Annotated in this window: 16 protein-coding genes; 4 read left to right on the forward strand and 12 right to left on the reverse strand. The window is 73.5% G+C overall.

Annotated elements, in window-relative coordinates:
• Positions 1–9: 9 nt before the first annotated feature.
• The 7 genes from AB0J55_RS20645 to AB0J55_RS20675 form a co-directional block, all read right to left on the reverse strand.
• Complete coding sequence (locus tag AB0J55_RS20645; protein WP_364250490.1) at positions 10–1650, reverse strand: phospholipase D-like domain-containing protein; 1641 nt, start codon at positions 1648–1650, stop codon at positions 10–12.
• Between the two features lie 90 nt (positions 1651–1740).
• On the reverse strand, positions 1741–2232 hold the full coding sequence (locus AB0J55_RS20650; RefSeq protein WP_364250493.1) for a DUF2231 domain-containing protein: 492 nt from the start codon (positions 2230–2232) through the stop codon (positions 1741–1743).
• Positions 2233–2267: 35 nt separating this feature from the next.
• Positions 2268–2693 (reverse strand): FMN-binding protein, encoded by a 426-nt coding sequence (locus AB0J55_RS20655; RefSeq protein ID WP_364250496.1) that lies wholly within the window; start codon positions 2691–2693, stop codon positions 2268–2270.
• 13 nt (positions 2694–2706) lie between these two features.
• The gene (locus AB0J55_RS20660; RefSeq protein WP_364250499.1) at positions 2707–4086 is read right to left on the reverse strand and encodes a ferredoxin reductase family protein; all 1380 of its coding nucleotides are present in this window, start codon (positions 4084–4086) and stop codon (positions 2707–2709) included.
• A gap of 48 nt (positions 4087–4134) precedes the next feature.
• Positions 4135–5514, reverse strand: a complete 1380-nt coding sequence (locus AB0J55_RS20665; protein WP_364250502.1) for an ATP-binding protein — start codon at positions 5512–5514, stop codon at positions 4135–4137.
• Complete coding sequence (locus AB0J55_RS20670; RefSeq protein WP_364250796.1) at positions 5511–6209, reverse strand: response regulator transcription factor; 699 nt, start codon at positions 6207–6209, stop codon at positions 5511–5513. The genes AB0J55_RS20665 and AB0J55_RS20670 overlap by 4 nt, the downstream gene beginning before the upstream one ends.
• Positions 6210–6248: 39 nt before the next feature.
• On the reverse strand, positions 6249–7889 hold the full coding sequence (locus AB0J55_RS20675) for a beta-1,3-glucanase family protein (RefSeq protein ID WP_364250505.1): 1641 nt from the start codon (positions 7887–7889) through the stop codon (positions 6249–6251).
• Between the two features lie 227 nt (positions 7890–8116).
• Here AB0J55_RS20675 and AB0J55_RS20680 point away from each other — a divergent pair, with 227 nt between their 5' ends.
• Complete coding sequence (locus AB0J55_RS20680) at positions 8117–8842, forward strand: ABC transporter ATP-binding protein (protein ID WP_364250508.1); 726 nt, start codon at positions 8117–8119, stop codon at positions 8840–8842.
• The gene (locus AB0J55_RS20685; RefSeq protein ID WP_364250511.1) at positions 8839–9564 is read left to right on the forward strand and encodes an ABC transporter permease; all 726 of its coding nucleotides are present in this window, start codon (positions 8839–8841) and stop codon (positions 9562–9564) included. The genes AB0J55_RS20680 and AB0J55_RS20685 overlap by 4 nt, the downstream gene beginning before the upstream one ends.
• 3 nt (positions 9565–9567) lie before the next feature.
• Here the strand turns inward: AB0J55_RS20685 and AB0J55_RS20690 are convergent, their stop codons facing one another.
• The 5 genes from AB0J55_RS20690 to AB0J55_RS20710 form a co-directional block, all read right to left on the reverse strand.
• A complete protein-coding gene (locus AB0J55_RS20690; RefSeq protein ID WP_364250514.1) occupies positions 9568–11484 on the reverse strand; it encodes a DUF2264 domain-containing protein in 1917 nt (638 codons plus the stop codon).
• A gap of 115 nt (positions 11485–11599) precedes the next feature.
• Positions 11600–12610: a hydroxyacid dehydrogenase gene (locus AB0J55_RS20695; protein WP_364250517.1), complete on the reverse strand. Its 1011-nt coding sequence runs from the start codon at positions 12608–12610 to the stop codon at positions 11600–11602.
• Positions 12607–13416, reverse strand: a complete 810-nt coding sequence (locus tag AB0J55_RS20700; RefSeq protein ID WP_364250799.1) for a carbohydrate ABC transporter permease — start codon at positions 13414–13416, stop codon at positions 12607–12609. Before AB0J55_RS20700 ends, AB0J55_RS20695 begins: the two co-directional genes overlap by 4 nt.
• A 101-nt stretch (positions 13417–13517) precedes the next feature.
• The gene (locus AB0J55_RS20705) at positions 13518–14450 is read right to left on the reverse strand and encodes a sugar ABC transporter permease (RefSeq protein ID WP_364250520.1); all 933 of its coding nucleotides are present in this window, start codon (positions 14448–14450) and stop codon (positions 13518–13520) included.
• A complete protein-coding gene (locus tag AB0J55_RS20710; protein ID WP_364250523.1) occupies positions 14450–15763 on the reverse strand; it encodes a sugar ABC transporter substrate-binding protein in 1314 nt (437 codons plus the stop codon). Before AB0J55_RS20710 ends, AB0J55_RS20705 begins: the two co-directional genes overlap by 1 nt.
• A gap of 105 nt (positions 15764–15868) precedes the next feature.
• Between AB0J55_RS20710 and AB0J55_RS20715 the strand changes: the two genes are divergently transcribed.
• Both AB0J55_RS20715 and AB0J55_RS20720 read left to right on the forward strand, forming a co-directional pair.
• Positions 15869–17659 (forward strand): heparinase II/III family protein, encoded by a 1791-nt coding sequence (locus AB0J55_RS20715; RefSeq protein WP_364250526.1) that lies wholly within the window; start codon positions 15869–15871, stop codon positions 17657–17659.
• Positions 17659–18765 (forward strand): substrate-binding domain-containing protein, encoded by a 1107-nt coding sequence (locus tag AB0J55_RS20720; RefSeq protein WP_364250529.1) that lies wholly within the window; start codon positions 17659–17661, stop codon positions 18763–18765. Before AB0J55_RS20715 ends, AB0J55_RS20720 begins: the two co-directional genes overlap by 1 nt.
• Positions 18766–18801: the final 36 nt, after the last annotated feature.

Here is an 18801-nt window from a genome sequence, read left to right on the forward strand (position 1 = left end):
CTCCTCTGGTCAGCGGAACAGCAGCCGTTGGCGGTAGCTGGGGGTCGCGCGCTTGTAGTAGCGGGGAACCCAGCTGTCGTCGGGGGCGAGGTACCCGACGTCCGCCGGGTCGTCGCGGAACTTCTGCTGCAGGTAACGGAAGTAGAAGTGGTTGAACAGCCGCATGAACTCGCCGAGGTAGATGTCGGCGACCCGGGTGTCGCCCTGGATCACGAGCATGTTCTCGTCGTTTTCGCGGACCGAGGCGTCGCTGAAGTTGCCGGAGCCGGTGATGACCAGGGGGTCGTCGCCGAGCGGGTCGACGAGCATGAACTTCGTGTGGGTGTAGCGGACGTGGAAGTTCAGGCCGGTCAGCTGTTCCTTGGTCCAGCGGTCGAGGATGTCCGTGCTCAGCAGCGATCCGACGGCGACCTTGACGTCGTGGTCGCGGGTGAATTCGACGTCCCCGCTGTCGGGTGGTTCTTCGAGGACGAGGTAGCGCAGCACGTCGGATTCGGGGGCGATCGCTTCGGCGATCTTGTCGTGCACGCCGAACGCCGCCGTCATGAAGAACGACTTCTCGGCACGCCCGGCCACGCCGGCGTAGAAGTCGATCAGGTCGAGGGTGGTCCTCGGGCTGACCACGGGCGAGATCCCGGCCGGGGGCGGGATGGCCGGCGTGGGCGTGGCGGTGGTGTCGGCCGGCCGGATCCCGTCGTAGTCCGGGTCGGTGGACAGGCGCGTCCAGTAGGCGAGGTACCCGGCGGCGATCGCCGGGTCGCGGACGAGGTGCCCGACGTTCGACTGGCCGAACAGGCCGCCCCAGGTGATGTTGGCCGACCCGGTCCAGACGGCCTGCGGTTCGCCGTCGCGCAGCAGGACCAGGAACTTGTTGTGCGAGATGGCGCTGCCGGTCTTGCGGGGGATCATGCACGCGCCGAGCCCGGCGGCGGCGATGGCCGGCTCGGACTGCTGCCAGACCTTGGCGCGCTTCGGGTCCGTGCTCGCCCGGCCGCGCCGGTCGTAGATGATCTTGACGTCGACACCGCGGTCCGCGGCGGCCTTCAGGGCGTCGAGGACACGCGGGTAGGAGAACTCGTAGACCGAGCCGCGCAGCGCGAACCCGGGGCCGGTGGCCGACGCGACGAACTTCACGAGGGCTTCCTCGAGTCCGCGGGACAGCCAGGTGTAGGCGGGGTCGCTGCGGTCGCCGGGACGCGGCGGCCGCCCGAACCGCTGGGCGTACGCCTGGCTGGCGGCGACCCCGCGGTTGAAGTGGATCGCGTGCGTCCCGGTGTCCACCGGTTCGGTGCGGACGGTCACGGTGACCTCGCGGCGTTCCTCGAGGTTCTTCGGTTTCCCGTAGAGCGCGACGATCCGGTAGGTGTATTCGTGGTCCGGCTCGGCGGTGTAGTCGCCCCACTGGAAGCCCTGCACCGGGTGCTCGCGCAGGCTGACCGAGGTGCCCGGGGGAATTCCGCGTGAAGTTTCCTCGAACACCTTCATGCCGCGGAGCCAGTAACGTTCCTTTTTGGCCGGATCGGTGCGCTCGATGGCGAAGCCGAGCAACCCCTTGGTCGCCCGTTTCGGCAGGTCGATCCCGAACAGCACGACGGCGGACCCGGCCACGACGTGGACTTGCAACGAATCGGCTGTGCTGCGGCTCCGCATGGTCGTGCCTCCACCCCGCCGGGCGTCCGTTCGGCAGCGGATCCGCTCCGGCACTGATGGGTCGCGCGGGACGCAACGGCCGTTACGGGCTCAGTGCCCGCCGGCTGCCGGGGCGGTGCCGAACTGGCCCTGCCAGGTGGCCTGGGCGCCGGAGTCGCCGATGCGGTAGACGTCGGCGACGGCGGCCCCGGCGGCCGCGACGGACAGCACCGCGAGCACCACGGTGACCGCCGTCGAAGCCGGGGCGAGGAAGGGGCGGCGGGCCGCCCGCCCGCGCCACCACACCAGGAGCGCCAGCACGGCCACCGGGATCGCGACCCAGACGGCCGTGTCGCCGAGCTCGGTGTGGGCGCGCACCAGCGGCGTCGGTGCGACCCGCCGTTCGAGCCATTCGCCGGCTTCGGTCGTGATCGGGACGAGGATCACGACGAGGACGGAGAGGATCGCGTTGGGCCCGGCGAGCTTGGCGCGCGCGGCCGGCCAAACGGCGCTGAGGACCAGCAGCAGCGCGGAAAGGGGCAGCAGCACGACGATTGCGTGCACGAGCAGGATGTGGGCGGGCAGGCCGTCGACGGTGGTCATGATGTCCTTTGTGGATGGATGGCGAACGGGGTCGGTCACCGGTGGGCTTGGTCGATTGCAGACTGCAGCGACTGCTGGTAGCCCTCCGAGGTGTAGGTGGCGCCGCTGACCGTGTCGATCTGCGCGCTCTGGGCCTGCAACGCCTCCTGGTTCAGTTCCGGGACGGCGGCGGAGTTGATCCGGACGTCGCGCCCGCTCTCCTGCGGGTATTCGATCGCGTCCGCTTCGGTGATCCTGCCGCCGGCGACGGTGATCCGGACCTGGACCGGGCCGTAGCGGGTGTCGGCGGCGTCGCCGGTGAACGTGCCGGAGGCCACCGCAGCACCCGCACCAGCGCCGGACGTCGGCGGGCTCGCGGTGCGGGCGGGCGGTACCGGCGTCCGGTCCGTGCTCGTGCGGTAGCTGAACAGCAGCACGACGACGGAGACGGTCGCCGCGGCCACGATGGCGATCCGGCGCATCGGAAGTCCTTTCCTACCAGGCGAACCGTTCGAAGTGGACGCGGTCGGCGGGGACGCCGGCGCGGCGGGCGCTGTCGAGCACGGCGCCGGTCCAGGCGTCCGGTCCGCAGACGTAGACGTCGTGGCCGGAGACGTCCGGGACGAGATGGCGCAGTACTTGGTCGTCGGGCACCGGGGCGTACCCGGCGGGCAGCCACGACACGCGGTCGCGGGCACGCGGGCCGAGCAGGCAGTGGATCCGGATGCCGCGGCGGGCCGCGAGCTCCTCGAGTTCCGCCTGGAACAGCAGGTCCGCCGGACGGCCGGCCCGGTGGAACAGCACGGCCTCACCGGGGCGATAGGGGAGTTCTTCCAACAGGGCGCGCAACGGCGTGATCCCGACTCCGGAGGCGAACAGCGCGATCTTCTGTCCTTTCCGGACACTAGCGGTCAGCCGGCCGTACGGGCCTTCGAAGAACGCTCGCGTGCCCGGCCGCAGGGTGGCGAGGCGGCGGCTGCCCGGGCCGAGGTCCTTCGCGGTGATCCGCAGCCGCTGTCCGTCCGGGGCGGCGGAGAAGGAGAACGGCTTGCCGCGCGTCCAGCCCGGCCCGGCGGGGAACCGCCAGACGCAGAACTGGCCCGCGGCGGCGGGAAGCCGGTGGAGGTCACGGCCGCGCAGGTACACCGAGACCACCCCGGGTGCCTCCGGCACGACCTGCTCGACGACCAGCCGGTGCCGCGCGTTGAGCCACACCGGCCGGCCCACCCGGAACACGAGGACCGCGCCCGCCGCCCCGGCGTAGGCGGTCCACCAGAACGCGGTCGCGACCGGGGCGGCGGTGAAGTCGGCGCCGGTCCAGAGCTGGTGCGGGAGGGCGAGCCCGGCGCCGAGGTAGGCGTAGAGGTGCAGCAGGTGCCAGGACTCGTAGCGCAGCCGCCGCCGGGCCGCCCGCACCGACGTCACCGCGACCATGCCCAGCGCGGCGGTGCCGGCCGCGGCCAGGAGCATGCCGGGGTAGGTCGTCACCAGCGCCCACGCCTCGGCCAGGACGCCGGAGCGGTCGGTCGCCGCGTAGCCCAGGGTGATGAGCACGACGTGCGCGGCCAGCAGCGTGATCGACGTGAACCCGGCGAGCCGGTGGCGGCGGGCCAGCTCGTCCTGGCCGTAGCTGCGCTCGACCCACGGGATGCGCGCCATCAGCAGCAGCTGGAGCAGCAGCAGATCCGCTGAAAGGAGCCCGGTGAGCCGTCCGGCGGAGGTGAAGAAGGCGGTGGCGAGGTCCTGCAGGCCGCGGCCGGACACCCAGAGCGCGACCACGAAGAGCACGCTGAGCCAGGCCGTGAGCCCGGCGGCGTCGCGCCACCACGGGCGGACTACCGGCCGCGCGGTGCGGCGGGCGGCGAGCGTGGACATCGGGCTCCTCGGGTGATCGCTTCTGCGATCCACCCTTCCGGAGCCCGGTTAGCCGTCGACGTGATCCGGGTGAGAGTTCGGTAAGAGCCGCTCGGCGCCGACCGTGAACCCGGCCACCGCGCCGCCGCCCGGGCGCGGCCCGGCGAAGACCGACCCGCCGTGGGCGAGCGCGATCTCCCGCACGATGGCCAGGCCGAGCCCCGAGCCCGGCAGGCCGCGGGCGGCGTCCGCGCGGTGGAAGCGGTCGAACACGCGGGCCGCGTCGTCGTCGCCGATGCCGGGGCCGCGGTCGAGGACCTCGACGCGGCCGTCGCGCACCACGGCTTCGATCGGCCCTTCGGGGGCGAACTTCACGGCGTTTTCCAGCAGGTTCGTCACCGCGCGCTCCAGCGCCTTCGCCTGGCCGGTCAGCGCGGACGCGTCCGCCTCGACGGTGATGGCGCGGCCCGAGCGCCGCCGGACGCGCTCGGCGGCGCGGCCGGCGATCTCGCCCAGCTCCACCGGCGCCGGTTCCTCGGCCTCGTAGCGGCGGGTGGCGAGCTCGACGAGCTCGTCGACCAGGTGGGTCAGCTCGCGGGTCTCCCCGTCGACGTCGTCGAGCAGCCGGGCGCGGGAGTCCGGGCTGAGCTCGCCGAACCGGCGCAGCACGCTGGCGTTGGTCCGGAGGCTGGTCAGCGGGGTCCGCAGCTCGTGGGCGGCGTCCTGGACGAGCCGTTCCTGGTCGGCGCGGGCGTCGGCGAGCCTGCCGAGCATCCGGTCGAACGACGTCGCGAGCCTGCCGACCTCGTCGTGGCCGCCGGTGGGCACGGCGACGTCGTCGAGCCGCCCGTCGCTGACCTGTTCGGTGACGTCGGTCAGCCGGACCAGCCGCCGGGTGATCTGCCGGGCCAGCAGCCACCCGGCCAGGGCCGCGACGGCCAGCACGAGGGCGCTGACGCCGGTGATGCGGGCGGCCAGTCCCTTCAGGACGTGCCGGGACTCGTCGACGTCGATGCCGAGCTCGACGGCGCCGCGGCCGGGCCCGAGGGCGACGGTGATGACCCGGTAGTCGTCGCGGCCGGCGGTGAAGTCGGTGTAGCGGTGGTCGCCGAGGGCGCCGGACGCGGCCAGCGCCCGGTCGGGGCCGCCGACCGGGAGGGGCACCCGGCGGCCGCCGAGCGGGCGGACGCTCCCGTCGGGCGCGATCGCCTGCGCCACCATGGGCTGGGCCTCGTCGTGGTCGTCGTCGTCCGGGCCGCGGGTGACCGGGCTGGGCGCGAGGATCTGCGTCGCCCCCGCGGCGATTTCCGCCGACGTGGTCAGCAGCGACCGGTCGAGTTCGGCGTCGATCCGCTGCGAGGCGGCCTGGTAGCTGAAGACCCCGACGAGGATCGCTACCGCGGCGCCGACCCCGGCGAAGGCGATGGCGAGCTTGCTGCGCAGGTTCACGACGGCCGCACCGAGTAGCCGACCCCGCGCACGGTGTGGATCAGCCCGGTGGCCCCGGCCTGTTCCAGCTTGCGCCGCAGGTAGCCGATGTAGACGGCGAGGTTCTTGGAGTCCGCGCCGAACTCGTAGCCCCAGATCCGCCGGTAGATGGTGGCCCGGTCGAGCACGATCCCGGCGTTGCGGACGAGCAGCTCGAGCAGGTCGAATTCGGTCTTCGAGAGGGTGATCTCGGTGCCCTGCCACCACACGCGCCGCGCGGCCGGGTCGACGGCGAGCTCGCCGAGCCGCACGGTCCGCCGCGCCTCGGACTCGGTCTCGGGCGACGTGCGCCGCAGCAGCGCCCGCAGCCGGGCGAGCAGCTCGTCGAGCTCGAAGGGCTTGGGCAGGTAGTCGTCGGCCCCGGCGTCCAGCCCGGCGACCCGGTCAGGGGTTTCGACGCGCGCGGTGAGCATGAGGATCGGCGTGGGATCGCCCTCGGCCCGCAGCACGCGGCAGACCCCGAGCCCGTCGACGCCGGGCATCATGACGTCGAGGACGATCACGTCGAAGTCTTCGCGCCGCGCGGTGGCGAGCGCGCCGACCCCGTCGGCCACCTCGGTGACCAGGTAGCCCTCGAGATCGAGGGCCCGGACGAGGGATTCCCGGATGGCCCGGTCGTCGTCGGCGAGCAGGACGCGGTGCGGCATGGCCGCCATCATGCCCGCGCGCCGCCCCAAGGCGCGCGGGCCGCCCGGCTAGCGGGTGAAGGTGAACCAGTTGACGTTGACGAAGTCCGACGAACTCCCCGAGAACGTCAGGTACAGATCGTGCACGCCGGTGGCCGCGCCGACGATGTTGGCCGGCACCGTCTGCCACTGCTGCCAGCCGCCGTTGTTCGCGAAGTCGATCTCCGCGATGACCGGGCCCGAGACGCCGTCCAGGCGGGCCTTGATCGCGCCGCTCACCCCGGCCGCCGCGCCCGAGGCCAGGCGGGCGACGAACTGGTTCGGGGAACTCGAGCCGAAGTCGATGCCCGGATACTTCAGCCAGTCGCCGTTCGCGATCCAGCCCACGTCCACGCCGCCGCCCGTGTCGCTGCACGACTCGTTCTGCGTGCCGCTCTGGGCCGTGTACGCCTCCGCCTGGATCGTCGAGTACGCGCTCGTGCCGCCGTTGCCCGGTGGCGGGGTCGTGCCGCCGCCCGCACCCAGGGACACCGTCCAGGACGTCGGGGCCGGGTCCTGGAGGTGGCCGTCCACCGGCTGGGCGCCCGTCGGGCCGACGTCGTCGTACGGGAACGCGTAGCCGATCGACGCGTACTGGTGCACCAGGCGCGCGTAGTGGTTGGTCGTCGCGTCGCGGTAGTACTGCGACGGTGGCACGCCGTCAGGCTGGTTGTTTCCGCCTGCCACCAGCAGGCTGCTGCGGTTCAGCGCCGCGGCCAGGCGGGCGGCGACCGCGCCCCGGGCGTCGCTGCCGGAGTTGTACAGCGGCCCGCTCGCGCAGCCGAAGATGTCCGCCGCGCTCGGCTTCGTGAACGGGACCCCGTTGGTGTTCAGGCCGGCGAACACGATCGCGTCGCCGCTGACCGTGCCCGTGTAGGAGCCGATGCCGCCCTGCCCGTTGATCGTCAGCGGCGTCGAGCGGTAGTGGTCCCAGACGGCGTTGAGGTAGTTCGTCCAGTAACCGCCGAAATCGACCGGGGAGTGGCCGGGCGCGAGCACCCGCACCACCTGGCCGGACCCGTCGGTGACGACCAGCCGGTCCCACGGCGCCCCGTCGGCGTTGTGCTGCGCGCGCAGCCCGTCGGCGATGCTGCCGAGGGCGCCGTTCGGCAGCGGGCTGACCGACTGGGCGCCCGCCGCGCCCGTGGTGGCCATCGACACCGGCAGCGCCACCATGTCGACGTAGCTGATGTTGGCGTAGAGGTTCGCGCTGTTGTAGGTGAACTCGCAGAACGTCCAGTTCGTCTGCCAGTTCGGGTCCGAACTGGTGAAGCCGGGCTGCACGAGGCCGGGGCCCGGGTTGACGAAGAACTGGATCTTCCTGTCCACCGAGAACCACACCCGGCCGCCGATGAGGTAGTCGGTCAGCGTCACGGTGCGCTGCGCGCCCGAGCCCGTCAGGGGGATGGCGTAGTCGGGGATCGGCGTCACCGGCGAAGACGGGTTGGGCAGCGCCTGGAACCGGCCGTCGGCGGTGACGAACCCGGGGCGGCCCGAGGTGTCCGCGCCGCTGATGTAGGCGTAGACGGTGCCGCTGCCGGAATTGTTCTTCAGCGTCAACGGCAGGGCGGCGGCGGCCCGGGCGGCCGGCGTGGCGAGAGCGGCCCACAGCGGCGTGCCGGCTGCGGCGGCCGCCAGGCCGGCGGTGACGAAGGTACGCCTCGACAGCATGGCACCTCCTGGAAAGGGCTTTCGTGTCCGCCGGACGGTAGGTACGGGCTCCGGCCGGGTCAACCTCCGGCGGCCCGGGTTGGGGACTAACGGACCACGAACCTGCCCTTTCGTTGCCTGGACCAGTACGCCCGGTGGTCCGGTCACCGTCCTTTGTGGATCAAGACGGGACGGCCTTGCCCGGGGCGGCCCGGGCGCGCACCATGAGGGGCGGGAAGGAGCGGGTCATGGACGAACCGGCGATCGAGGTGACCGGCCTGCGCGTCCGCCGCGGCGGGCACGAAGTCCTCCGTGACATCGGCTTCACCGTCCGGCGGGGCACCGTCACCGGCCTGCTCGGGCCCAATGGCTGCGGGAAGAGCACGCTGATGCGCTCGATCGTCGGTGTGCAGGTCGTCGAGGGCGGCCGGGTCACCGTGCTCGGCCGCGCGGCGGGCAGCCCGGACCTGCGGCGGCGGATCGGCTACGCGACGCAGGACCCGGCGATCTACGCCGACCTGACCGTGACCGAGGCCTTGCGCTACTTCGCCGCGGTGCTCGGCACCGGTCCGTCCGATGTGGACCGTGTCATTGCGCAAGCCGGGCTCACCGAGTCCGCGCGCACCCTGATCGGCCGGCTGTCGGGCGGTCAGCGCGGCCGGGCCAACCTGGCGGTGGCGCTGCTGGGCACGCCCGAGCTGCTGGTGCTGGACGAGCCGACGGTCGGCTCCGACCCCGAGCTGCGCGACGAGCTGTGGCAGCTGTTCCACGCACTGGCCGCGGCCGGGACCACCCTGCTGATCTCCAGCCACGTCATGGACGAAGCCGCGCGCTGCGACGACCTCCTGCTGCTGCACCAGGGCAAGCTGCTGGCCCGGGGCGCCCCCGCCGAGCTGCGCGCCCGCACCGGCGCCGCCGACCTCGAACAGGCCTTCCTGCGGCTGATCAAGGGCCGGGAAGGGGTGAGGCGGTGAACGCGCTGGCCACCACCCGGCGGATCCTCACCCAGCTGCGGCACGACCCGCGCACGGTCGCGCTGCTGGTCGCGGTGCCCAGCGTCCTGATGATCCTGCTGCGGTACGTGCTGAATTCCGAGCAGCGGTTCAGCGCGGTCGCGCCGGCCCTGCTGGGCATTTTCCCGTTCACGATCATGTTCCTGCTCACCTCGGTGACGACCCTGCGCGAGCGCACCACCGGGACGCTGGAGCGGCTGATGACGCTGCCGATCGGCAAGCTGGACCTCATCCTCGGCTACGCGCTGGCGTTCGGCCTGCTCGCGGTCCTGCAAGTGGCCGTGGCGGCGGGGATCGCCCTGACCTGGCTCGGACTCGACATCGCCGGTCCGGTCTGGGCGCTGCTGCTGATCGTGGTGCTGGACGCGCTGCTGGGGACGGCGCTGGGGCTGTTCGTCAGCGCGTTCGCCCGCACCGAGTTCCAGGCCATCCAGTTCCTGCCGGTGTTCGTGCTGCCGCAGTTCCTGCTGTGCGGGCTGTTCGTCCCGCGCGGCGACATGGGCTGGGTGCTCAGCGCGCTGTCCGACGTCCTGCCGCTGTCCTACGCCGTGGACGCCCTCACCCAGGTGACCCGCTCCGCCGAGATCGACGGCACCCTGCTCCGCAACATCGGCATCATCGCCGGCTGCGCCGTCCTCGCCCTCCTGCTCGGCGCGGCCACCCTGCGCCGCCGGACGCCGTGAGCTTCACGGCGCGGGGACGGCCAGCTCGGTGGTGAGGCCGTCGGACCAGGTCAGGGTGACGCGGTCGCCCGCCACGGCGAGGGAGGGATCGGGTTCGCCGGGACCGCCGCGGTCCAGGACGACCACGGCGGCGAGGACGTCACCGGGCGCCGGGGGGCCGCCGGTGGTGAGGAGCGGGATCGCCGTCCACTCGCCCAGCGGTGACGTGCCGGTTTCGACCGCCACGTCCGCCGTGGCGAAGCCGCGCAGGTTCCGCAGCACGGATCGCAGCTCGGGGGTTTCCGCGGTGGCGGACCCGCCGGTCCGGGTCACGCGCGGTGGGCCGGCGGCCGCCACCGGCCAACCGCTCATCCGCAGCGGCCCGGCCCCGGCGCCGGCGCGCACGATCCGGATCTCGGCCCCGTGGCGCACCACGGAAACGACGGTCAGCACCGGCCCCGGCACCACCGGGCCGCCGCGGCCCGAGCCGTGGTCGGGGGCGTCGTCGCCGGTCGTGTCGACCCAGCGGACGCGGCCCCGCGACGCCGCCGCCAGCACACCGCCCGGCAGCTCGGCCGCGTAGCACGTCGAGAAGCCCGACCGGTGGCTCGCGCGGCCGTCGGCGTCGAGGACGACGACCGTGTTGTCGGGGACGGAACCGAGCGGCGGAACCGTGGCCGTGGAGTAGCCGAGCCGCGCGTACAGCGGAGAGTCGGAGCGCGGGTCGCCGGGACGGGCGTGGTCCGTGCCGTGGTTGACGACCACGGCGATGCCGTCGCGGCGCCGCCCCGAAACCAGCCAGCCGGGCGCGTCGATCACGCGCGCGACGTCGCCGGTTTCGATCGGCAGCGGCTCTTCGACGTCCGTCCACACGGGATGGTCCGCCGGCAGGGCCAGCCCGAGCAGGCCCTTGGCCGCCCAGTACGGCGAGCCGGGCCCGGAGTACGCCTGGCGCATCGCCGGCCAGGCGCGGTGCCAGCCGAGGGTGAGCAGGCCGTCCGGCTCGAACGCGCCGCGGCCGGCGAAGTGCCGGACCATCCCGCCGGCCACGCGCCGGGTCAGGCCCGGGGCCAGCCGGGACGTCCCGGTGAACGCACCCACCCAGAACGGCGCTGCGGCGGCGAAGCGGTAGACCAGGCTGCGGCCCTGCAGGAGCGGCGAGCCGTCGGCGCCGACCAGCCGCACGGCGTCGTCGAGGTACGCGCGGAGGTCGGCGGCCCACTGGTGGCGCAGCTCGCCGGGGCACAGGCTGCCGGTGACGTCGAACAGGTGCGTCCACAGCAGCGGGTACAGGTGCAGCGCCCAGCCGGTGTAGTGGTCGTAGGCGCGCTCGTCGCCGTCGCTGAGCCAGCCGCCGGGCCGGCGCAGCGAGGCGTGCACGGCGAGGTCCTCTTCGATGTCCGCCGCCGACCACGGGCCGTCCGCCTCGCGCAGGAACGACTCGACGACGATCCGGAACCACACCCAGTTGATCGGCGGGTAGGGCTGGCCGACGACGGTCGCCAGCCAGGCGACGACCCGCTCCCGGACCGGGTCGTCGAGCCGGTCCCACAGCCACGGCCGGGTCAGCTGCAGGACCAGGGCGATCGACGCGGCCTCCACTTTGGACTGCCCGAGTTCGCCGGGCCGCGGCCACGCCTCGGCCGACGCCGGATCGGTACCGGCGGCCAGCCCGCGCGCGTACGGTTCGAGCAGCCCGCCGGGGTCCGCGCCGCGCTCCCCGGCGACGCGGAACCCGGCGATGAGGAACGTCCGGGCGAAGCCTTCCAGCCCATCGGAGACGCGGCCGTTGCGGCTGGCCGGGCCGGGCAGGTCGATCCGCGCGCAGCCGGGCGAGCGGTAGGGGGCGACGGCGGCGAGCATCCGGTCGGCGAGGGCGGTCCAGTGCTCGCGGGTCCACCCGGTGTAGGGCGAAAGGCGCCGGTCTTCGAGCGCGGTCACGGCTGCACCGCCAGGGCGCGGGGCGGGCGGGCGGGGCAGGGCTCGAGGCCGCTGGGTGTGCCTGGGCCGCGGGGTGTGCGGGTGGCGGCCCCTGGCTCGCCGCGCCCTTCGGCGGTCATGCCTGCACCGCCAGGGAATGCCGTGTCACCGGCGCTCGAGGCGGCAGGCCCGCGGCGTACCGCTCCAGCTCGCCGAGTGCCTCGGCGGTCATCCGCCGGGTCTCCGCGCCCAGCGAGCCCGCCACATGCGGGGTCAGCACCACGTTCGGCAGGTCGTACAGCGGCGACGTGGCCGGCAGCGGCTCCGGCTCGGTGACGTCGAGCACCGCGTGCAGGCCTCCTCTGCAGGCGTTTTCGAGGGCCGCCGTGTCCACCAGCGCTCCCCGTGCGGTGTTGATCAGCACCGCGCCCGGTGGCAGGGCGGCCAGTTCCGCGGCGCCGATCATGTGCCGGGTCTCCGGCAGCGACGGCGCGTGCAGGCTCAGCACGTCGGCCTGGGGCAGGGCGTCCGCGAGCGAAGCCGGCTCGGCGCCGGCGGCCCGGATCTCCTCCGCGTCCGCCACCGGGTCGACCACCAGGACCCGGGCCAAGCCGAGCAGCCGCAGCAGCGCGGCGACCCGCCGTCCGACGCGGGAAAAGCCCACCAGCACGACCGTGCGGTCCCGGCCCGACAGTTCGCCGCGGTGCTCACGGTAGCGCCAATCCTCCCGGAACACCCGGGCGTCGGCGGCCAGGAACGGCACCTTCTTGAACGCCCACAGGATCGCGCCCAGGGTGTACTGGGCGACCGGTTCGGCGTTGGCGCCGGCCGCCGTGGTGACGAGCAGACCCCGGTCGAACACCGCCGCGCCGACGTGGTCGCGGACGCTGCCGGCCGCGTGCAGCACCGCGCGCAGGTTCGGCGCCGCCCGCAGCACCTGTTCGTCGAGCGGCGGACAGCCCCACGACGTGAGCAGCACCTCCACCTCCGCCAGCCGCGCCCGGACCGCCGCCGAGGCGAGCTCGTCGGTCCACAGTGGATCGCCGAGCCGGGCCGTGGCCCGCAGCCGCGCCAGTTCCGTGTCGCCGAACTGCAGCCGCATCGTGTCCTTTCCCAGTACCAGCAGCGTCTCCGGGCGCCGCGTCATTTGACGCTGCCCGCGGCCAGCCCGGACCGCCATTGCCGGTGCAGCAGCACGAACGCGACCACCAGCGGCAGCACCGCCAGCAGCGAACCGGTGATGACGAGCGGGTTGTACTGCGGGAACTGCGTCACGCGCGTGCTCCACTGGTACAGCCCGAGGCTCATCGGGAACAGCTGCGGGTCGGTGAGCATCACCAGCGGCAGGAAGAAGTTGTTCCAGATCCCGACGAACTGGAACAGGAAGATGGTCACCAGGCCCGGCCGCATCATCGGCAGCGCGATGGTGAAGAACGTCCGCAGCTCGCCGGCGCCGTCGGTGCGCGCGGCTTCGAGGACCTCGCCCGGCACCGCGGCTTCGGCGTAGACCCGGGCGAGGTAGACGCCGAACGGGTTGGTGAGCAACGGGACGAACACCGCCCAGAACGTCCCGACCACGTGCAGCTGGGACGCCAGCAGGTACAGCGGCAGGGCCAGCGCGGTGGTCGGCACGAGCACCCCGGCCAGGGTGACGGCGAACAGCGCGCGCCGCCCCGGGAAGTCCAGCTTCGCGATCGCGTACCCGCAGCCGGCGCAGATCAGCGAGCCGAGCACCGCGCCGAGCCCGGCGTAGAGCAGGGAATTGCGGATCCAGGCCAGGAAGACGCCGTTCTCCTGGGTGAACAGGGCGCCGAGGTTGGTGCCGAGGTTCCACTGCCCGAGCTCGAACGCGCCGGTCGTGGAGAAGTCGCCGACGGACTTGGTGGCCGAGGTGACCAGCCAGACCAGGGGCAGCACCGCGTAGAGCGCGGCGAGCACCAGCAGGACGTGCACGACCGTGCGGGACGTCCAGCGCGAATCTGCTTTCCGGGGGTTCCGGGTGGCGGAGCCCCCGGCCCGAGGCGAAGCCTCGGACGTCGCTGCGTAGGAGACGGTCACCGGGACCTCCGGTTGGACAGGCGCATGACCAGCGCCGAGAGCAGGGCGGACACCAGGGCCAGCAGCACGGACGCGGCGGCGGCGCGCCCGTAGTCACCGGCGATGAAGGCGGCTTCGTACACGTAGAGACTCGGGGACCAGGTGCTCGTCACCGAACCGGTGAATCCCCGCAGCACCAGGGGTTCGGTGAACAGCTGCAGGGAACCGATGACGGTGAACACGAGGGCGACGAACATCGTCGGCCGGATCATCGGGACCTTGACCGACCACGCCGTCCGGACACCCCCGGCGCCGTCGGCGCGCGCGGCTTCGAGGACGTCACGCGGCACGGCCTGCAGCGCGGTGTAGAAGATGATCATGTTGTAGCCGACCCACTGCCAGGTCGCGATGTTGACGATCGAGGGCAGGATGCCGGTCTTGCCCAGCGGGTCGACCGGCAGCACGGCGGACAGGCCCGACCCGGGGCTGTACAGGTAGGCCCAGACGAGCCCGGTGATCACGGTCGGCACCGCGTAGGGCAGGAAGACTGCGAGGGACCATACGCGCTTGAGCCGCACGACCGCGGAGTCGACCAGCAGGGCCAACAGGAGCGCGAGGCCCAGCATGATCGGGATGTGGACGACGACGAACAGCGCCACGTTGCCGAGGCTGGTGTGGAACGCGCTGTCGGTGAGCACGTCGACGTAGTTGCCGAGGGCGACGAACGCCTGCCGCGGGCCGGAGAAACCCAGGCCGGACAGGCGATCGGTGAACAGGCTCAGGTAGAGCGCATACCCGATCGGGACGAGCACGGTGGCGGTCAACAGCACCGCGAACGGCGCCGCCAGCACCAGGCCGGCGCGCCCGCGGCCGCGGCGGCTCCTCGCCGGGACGCCCGGACTCGCCGGCGCCGGGACGTTCGCGGCGCGCTCGGGAGTGAGGACGGTCATCAGGCTTTCCCTTCCCGCACGGTCAATCCCCGCTCGCGCAGCTCGGCGACGGCGTCGGCCTGCGTCTGCCGGACGGCGGCGGCCAGGGTGGTACCGCCGGTCTTGACCCCGCCGAGGTGGTCGACGACGGCCGAGAACATCCGCAGGGCGTTGGGGCCCCACGTCCAGTCCGGGACGCGCCGGGCGGCTTCGTCGAGCACGTCGTACACCGGCGCACCGAGGAAGTACCCGCCCTTGTACGCCTTCCGGGCGACATCCCGGCTCGGCAGGTAGCCCGGGAACGGCGTGGTGAACGTCGTGCCGATCTTCGCGACGGCCGGATCGGTGCTCAGCCACCGCAGGAACTTCACGGCCGCTTCGGGCACCTCGCTTTCGGCGGAGACGGCGAACGCGCTGCCGCCCTGCACGCCGGTCGACGGCACGCCGTCCCAGGTCGGCATGGTGGTCACCGCCCACCGGCCGGTGTCCTTCGGGATGGACTTGACGAGCGAGCCGACACTCCAGGACGCGCCGAGCAGGCCCCACAGCCGTCCGGTGTGCATCGCGCCGATCCAGTCCTGGTCGCCGGTCGGGGCGGTGGCGACCAGGCCGTCGGCGATCATGCCCTGCCAGTAGTCCGCGGTGCGCCGGGTGCCGGCCCCGTCGATGTTCACCCGCCAGGCGCCGTCGTCGACCCGCCACCACGGATCGCCCGCCTGCCAGCACATCCCGGCGAAGAACGAGCCGTCGTTGAGCGGGAACGTCGTCACCCGCGCGGCCGGGTCGGCCCGCTTCACAGCCTGCGCGGCGGTGCGGAACTCCTGCCAGGTGCGCGGGACCGCGATGCCGTGCCGGTCGAACAGGTCCTTGCGGTAGTAGAGCACCATCGGGGCGAGGTCCATCGGCACCGCCCAGGTGCGCCCGCCGGGCCGCACGCCCTGCCACGCGGCGGGGGAGTAGCCGCGTTCGAGGTCGGCCAGGTCCGCGGTGAGGTCGCGCAGGCCGCCCGTGGTCAGCAGCTGCGGCAGGCCCTGGTACTCGGTGTGCAGGATGTCCGGGGCGTTGTGCGCGCGCAGGGCGTTGGTCTGCTGGGCGTAGCCGCCCTTGAGCCCGGACGCGATCACGTTGAGCTCCACCGAAATGTCCGGGTGCGCCGCGTTGAACGCGGCGACGTACTTGTCCATCCCGGTCAGCCAGGACCAGATGCGCACGCGCGTGGCGCCGGAGGCCGTCGTCGAGGACGCGCAGCCGCCGACGAGCCCGGCGGCCGCGAGCCCGGTGGTGGCGGACAGGAAGGTCCGGCGGGTCAAACCGGCCGGGGGCCGAAGCGTCATTGCTCCTCCGTCGAAGTGATGGCTGTCACTGTCGGGGTGTGCCATAGTGCGAGTCAACATTTCAGCGCAAAAACGATCACAAACGATCAGAACCGAAGGAACGCCATGGTGTCCAGCGTGCTCTTCGGCGTCCCCGACGTCCGTGACCGGGCGGGCTGGGCCGCGGCCGACGGCGCCGCCGTGCTCGCCGACGCCCGCGCGCTGCTCGCCCGCCCGGCGCCCGTGCTGACGGCCACGGCGTGGGCGCGGACGTTCCGCGACGGGGTCCGGACCGACTACGAAGACGCCGCCCGTGAACTGCGCGAGCGCGTGACCACGCTGGTGCTGGCCGCGGTGCTGACCGGCGAGACGCCGCCGGACGAGGTGCCGTTCCTGGACGGCGCGATCGACGGGCTGGTCACCCTTGCCGAGGCGACCACCTGGTGCTGGGCGCCGCACGACCGGCACGCGGCCGCGCGCGGCGAAGTGCTGGCCGACCCGGACGACCCGTTCCTCGACCTGGGCGCGGCCGAGGTCGCGTCGCTGTTCGCCTGGTCCGATCACGCCCTCGGCCCGCACCTCGACCGCCGGGCTCCCGGCTTGCGCAAACGTCTGCGCCGGGAGGTCGAACTCCGCGTCCTGACGCCGTTCGAGCGCATCCGCGACTGGCACTGGCTCGGCCTGGACGGCGACGCGCACAACTGGAACCCGTGGATCCACAGCGCCGTCCTCACCGCGGCGCTCCTGCTCGTGGCCGACGAGGAGCGGCGCCGCCGGCTGGTCCGGCTGGTCGTCGACGGCCTCGGCCACTACGTCGCCGTGCTGCCCGACGACGGCGGCATCGACGAAGGCGTCGCCTACTGGTGGCACGGCGCGTGCCGCCTGCTCGAATGCCTCGACCTCCTGGCCGGTGGCGGTTTCGAGGTGCCGGAACTGCCCGTGCTCGCGGAGCTGATCCGCTTCCCGCACCGGATGCACCTGGGTGGCGACGCCTTCGTCAACGCCGGAGACGCCCCGGCCCGCCTGTCGCCGGCCCAGCCGTGGCACGTCCTGCACCGGTGGGGCGAGCGGCTCGGCGACGCCGCCGTGTGCGCGTTCGCGGCCGCGCGGGCCCGGGCGGGCGGCCGGCTCGTGTGGCCGTCGGCCGGGCTGGGCCGCGCGCTTTCGGGGCTGGCCGACCCGGGCTGGCGGGCGGTGGTGGCGGAAGCGGGCGAACCCTGGCTGGCGCGCGAAGAATGGCTGCCGCGGGTGCAGGTGCTCGTGGCCCGGGAGACCGCGGGCACCGCGCGCGGGCTGACCGTGGCGGTCAAGGCCGGGCACAACGGGGAACGGCACAACCACCTCGACGTGGGTTCGTTCTGGGTGGCGGCCGACGGCGTCCCGTTGGTGATCGACGCCGGCCAGCCGACCTACACGGCGGCGAGCTTCGGGCCGGACCGCTACCAGGCTTGGCCGCTGCGCAGCGAGTGGCACAACGTCCCCGAGCCGGGCGTCCCGCAGGAAGCGGGAGAGGCGGCCGGGGCACGGGACGTCCGGGTGGAGCTCGGCGCGGCCGAGGCCGTCCTGACCGCGGACCTCGCCGCCGCCTACCCGGGGGTGCCGCGCTGGATCCGTTCGGTGCGGCTGGTCCGCGGTCCTTCCGCCCACGTCGTCGTGGAAGACGACGACAGCGTCCGGCCGGTCCGGCTCCGGCATCTCCTGGCGGGTGCGGTGGAGCTGGCCGACGGCGAGGCCTCGGTGTCCCGCAACGGGGTCCGGGTGCGGCTGTGCTGGGATCCCCGGCACACCACCGCGGAACTCGAGCGGCGCGAGCTGACCGACCCGCTGCTGCGGGCCTCCTGGGGCGGGTACCTCAGCCGGCTCACCCTGCTCGTGCGCGAGGGGCCCGCGCGGGTCCGGCTGGAGCAGGTCCGGTGATGCTCGCTTCGGAACGGCACCAGCTGATCCTTTCCCTGGTGCGCGAACACGGCGCGGTCCGGCTCACCGAGCTGGTCGAACGACTGGGCGTCACCGCGGTCACCGTGCGCCGGGACGTCACGGAACTGGCCGACCGCGGGCTGCTGACCCGGGTGCACGGCGGGGTCACCCTGACCCGGCCCCGCGGCGGCCCGCCCGAGCACGGGCGCGCCACCGCCTCGATGTTCGGCCCGGTGGTGCCCGGCGCGCTGGTCGGCATGGTCACGCCGTCGGTGGAGTACTACTGGCCGCCGGTGGTCCAGGGCGCCCAGTCCACCGTGGCCGCGGCGGGCGGGCGGCTCGTGCTGCGCGCGTCCAGCTACGACGCCGCGGAGGACCGTCGCCAGGTCACCAAGCTGCTCGAACGCGGCGTGCAGACACTGCTGGTGGCGCCGGCCACGAGCGGGCGCGGCGCGCTGGACCTGTTGCGGTGGCTGGGTTCGCTCAGCGTCCCGGTGGTCCTCGTCGAGCGCCTGCCGCCGCCGGAACTGCCCACCCTGGCCCTGGACGCGGCCACGACCGCGCACGCGCTCGGCGCGGGACTGGCCGTGCGGCACCTGGTGTCCCTGGGCCACCGCGGGGTCGGGCTGGTCACGTCCCGGTCCAGCCCGACCAGCCGCGCGCTGCGCACCGGCTGGCGCGAGACGGTCGAATCCCTCGGCCTCGACGCGGGCACGGCGCTGGACCTGGACGTCCCGGTCTACGGTGCCCCGGGCTGGACGGCGGAGTACGACGCGCTGCTGGCCCGCTGCCGCCGCGCCGGGGTGGGGGCCCTGCTGGTGCACTCCGACCGCGAGGCCATCGGCCTGATCGAGCGGGCCCGCGACGGCGGCATCGCGGTGCCCGGCGAGCTGGCGGTGGTCACCTACGACGACGAGGTCGCGGCGGCCTCGGACCCGCCGCTGACGGCGGTGTGCCCGCAGAAGCACCGGCTCGGCGCGGTGGCCGCGGAGCTGGCACTGGCCCGCCTCGCCGACCCGGCCGGGCGACCGGTCCACCGCCTGCAGCTGTGGCCGACGCTGGTGGTGCGGGAATCCTGCGGCGGCGCCCCGGATTCCGCGGCCTGACATCGCCGGATCGGACGGCGATCCCGGGATTTCACG

It is taken from the genome of Amycolatopsis sp. NPDC049688, assembly GCF_040674975.1.
Taxonomy (GTDB): Bacteria; Actinomycetota; Actinomycetes; order Mycobacteriales; family Pseudonocardiaceae; genus Amycolatopsis.

What these genes read in the sequence shown, in the direction of transcription:
- AB0J55_RS20720 (WP_364250529.1), top strand. Translation starts at nt 17,659, where the DNA reads ATGCTCGCTTCGGAACGGCACCAGCTGATCCTTTCCCTGGTGCGCGAA.
- AB0J55_RS20680 (WP_364250508.1), top strand. Translation starts at nt 8,117, where the DNA reads ATGGACGAACCGGCGATCGAGGTGACCGGCCTGCGCGTCCGCCGCGGC.
- AB0J55_RS20650 (WP_364250493.1), bottom strand. Translation starts at nt 2,232, where the DNA reads ATGACCACCGTCGACGGCCTGCCCGCCCACATCCTGCTCGTGCACGCA.
- AB0J55_RS20705 (WP_364250520.1), bottom strand. Translation starts at nt 14,450, where the DNA reads ATGACCGTCCTCACTCCCGAGCGCGCCGCGAACGTCCCGGCGCCGGCG.
- AB0J55_RS20645 (WP_364250490.1), bottom strand. Translation starts at nt 1,650, where the DNA reads ATGCGGAGCCGCAGCACAGCCGATTCGTTGCAAGTCCACGTCGTGGCC.
- AB0J55_RS20710 (WP_364250523.1), bottom strand. Translation starts at nt 15,763, where the DNA reads ATGACGCTTCGGCCCCCGGCCGGTTTGACCCGCCGGACCTTCCTGTCC.
- AB0J55_RS20675 (WP_364250505.1), bottom strand. Translation starts at nt 7,889, where the DNA reads ATGCTGTCGAGGCGTACCTTCGTCACCGCCGGCCTGGCGGCCGCCGCA.
- AB0J55_RS20695 (WP_364250517.1), bottom strand. Translation starts at nt 12,610, where the DNA reads ATGACGCGGCGCCCGGAGACGCTGCTGGTACTGGGAAAGGACACGATG.
- AB0J55_RS20655 (WP_364250496.1), bottom strand. Translation starts at nt 2,693, where the DNA reads ATGCGCCGGATCGCCATCGTGGCCGCGGCGACCGTCTCCGTCGTCGTG.
- AB0J55_RS20715 (WP_364250526.1), top strand. Translation starts at nt 15,869, where the DNA reads ATGGTGTCCAGCGTGCTCTTCGGCGTCCCCGACGTCCGTGACCGGGCG.
- AB0J55_RS20670 (WP_364250796.1), bottom strand. Translation starts at nt 6,209, where the DNA reads ATGGCGGCCATGCCGCACCGCGTCCTGCTCGCCGACGACGACCGGGCC.
- AB0J55_RS20660 (WP_364250499.1), bottom strand. Translation starts at nt 4,086, where the DNA reads ATGTCCACGCTCGCCGCCCGCCGCACCGCGCGGCCGGTAGTCCGCCCG.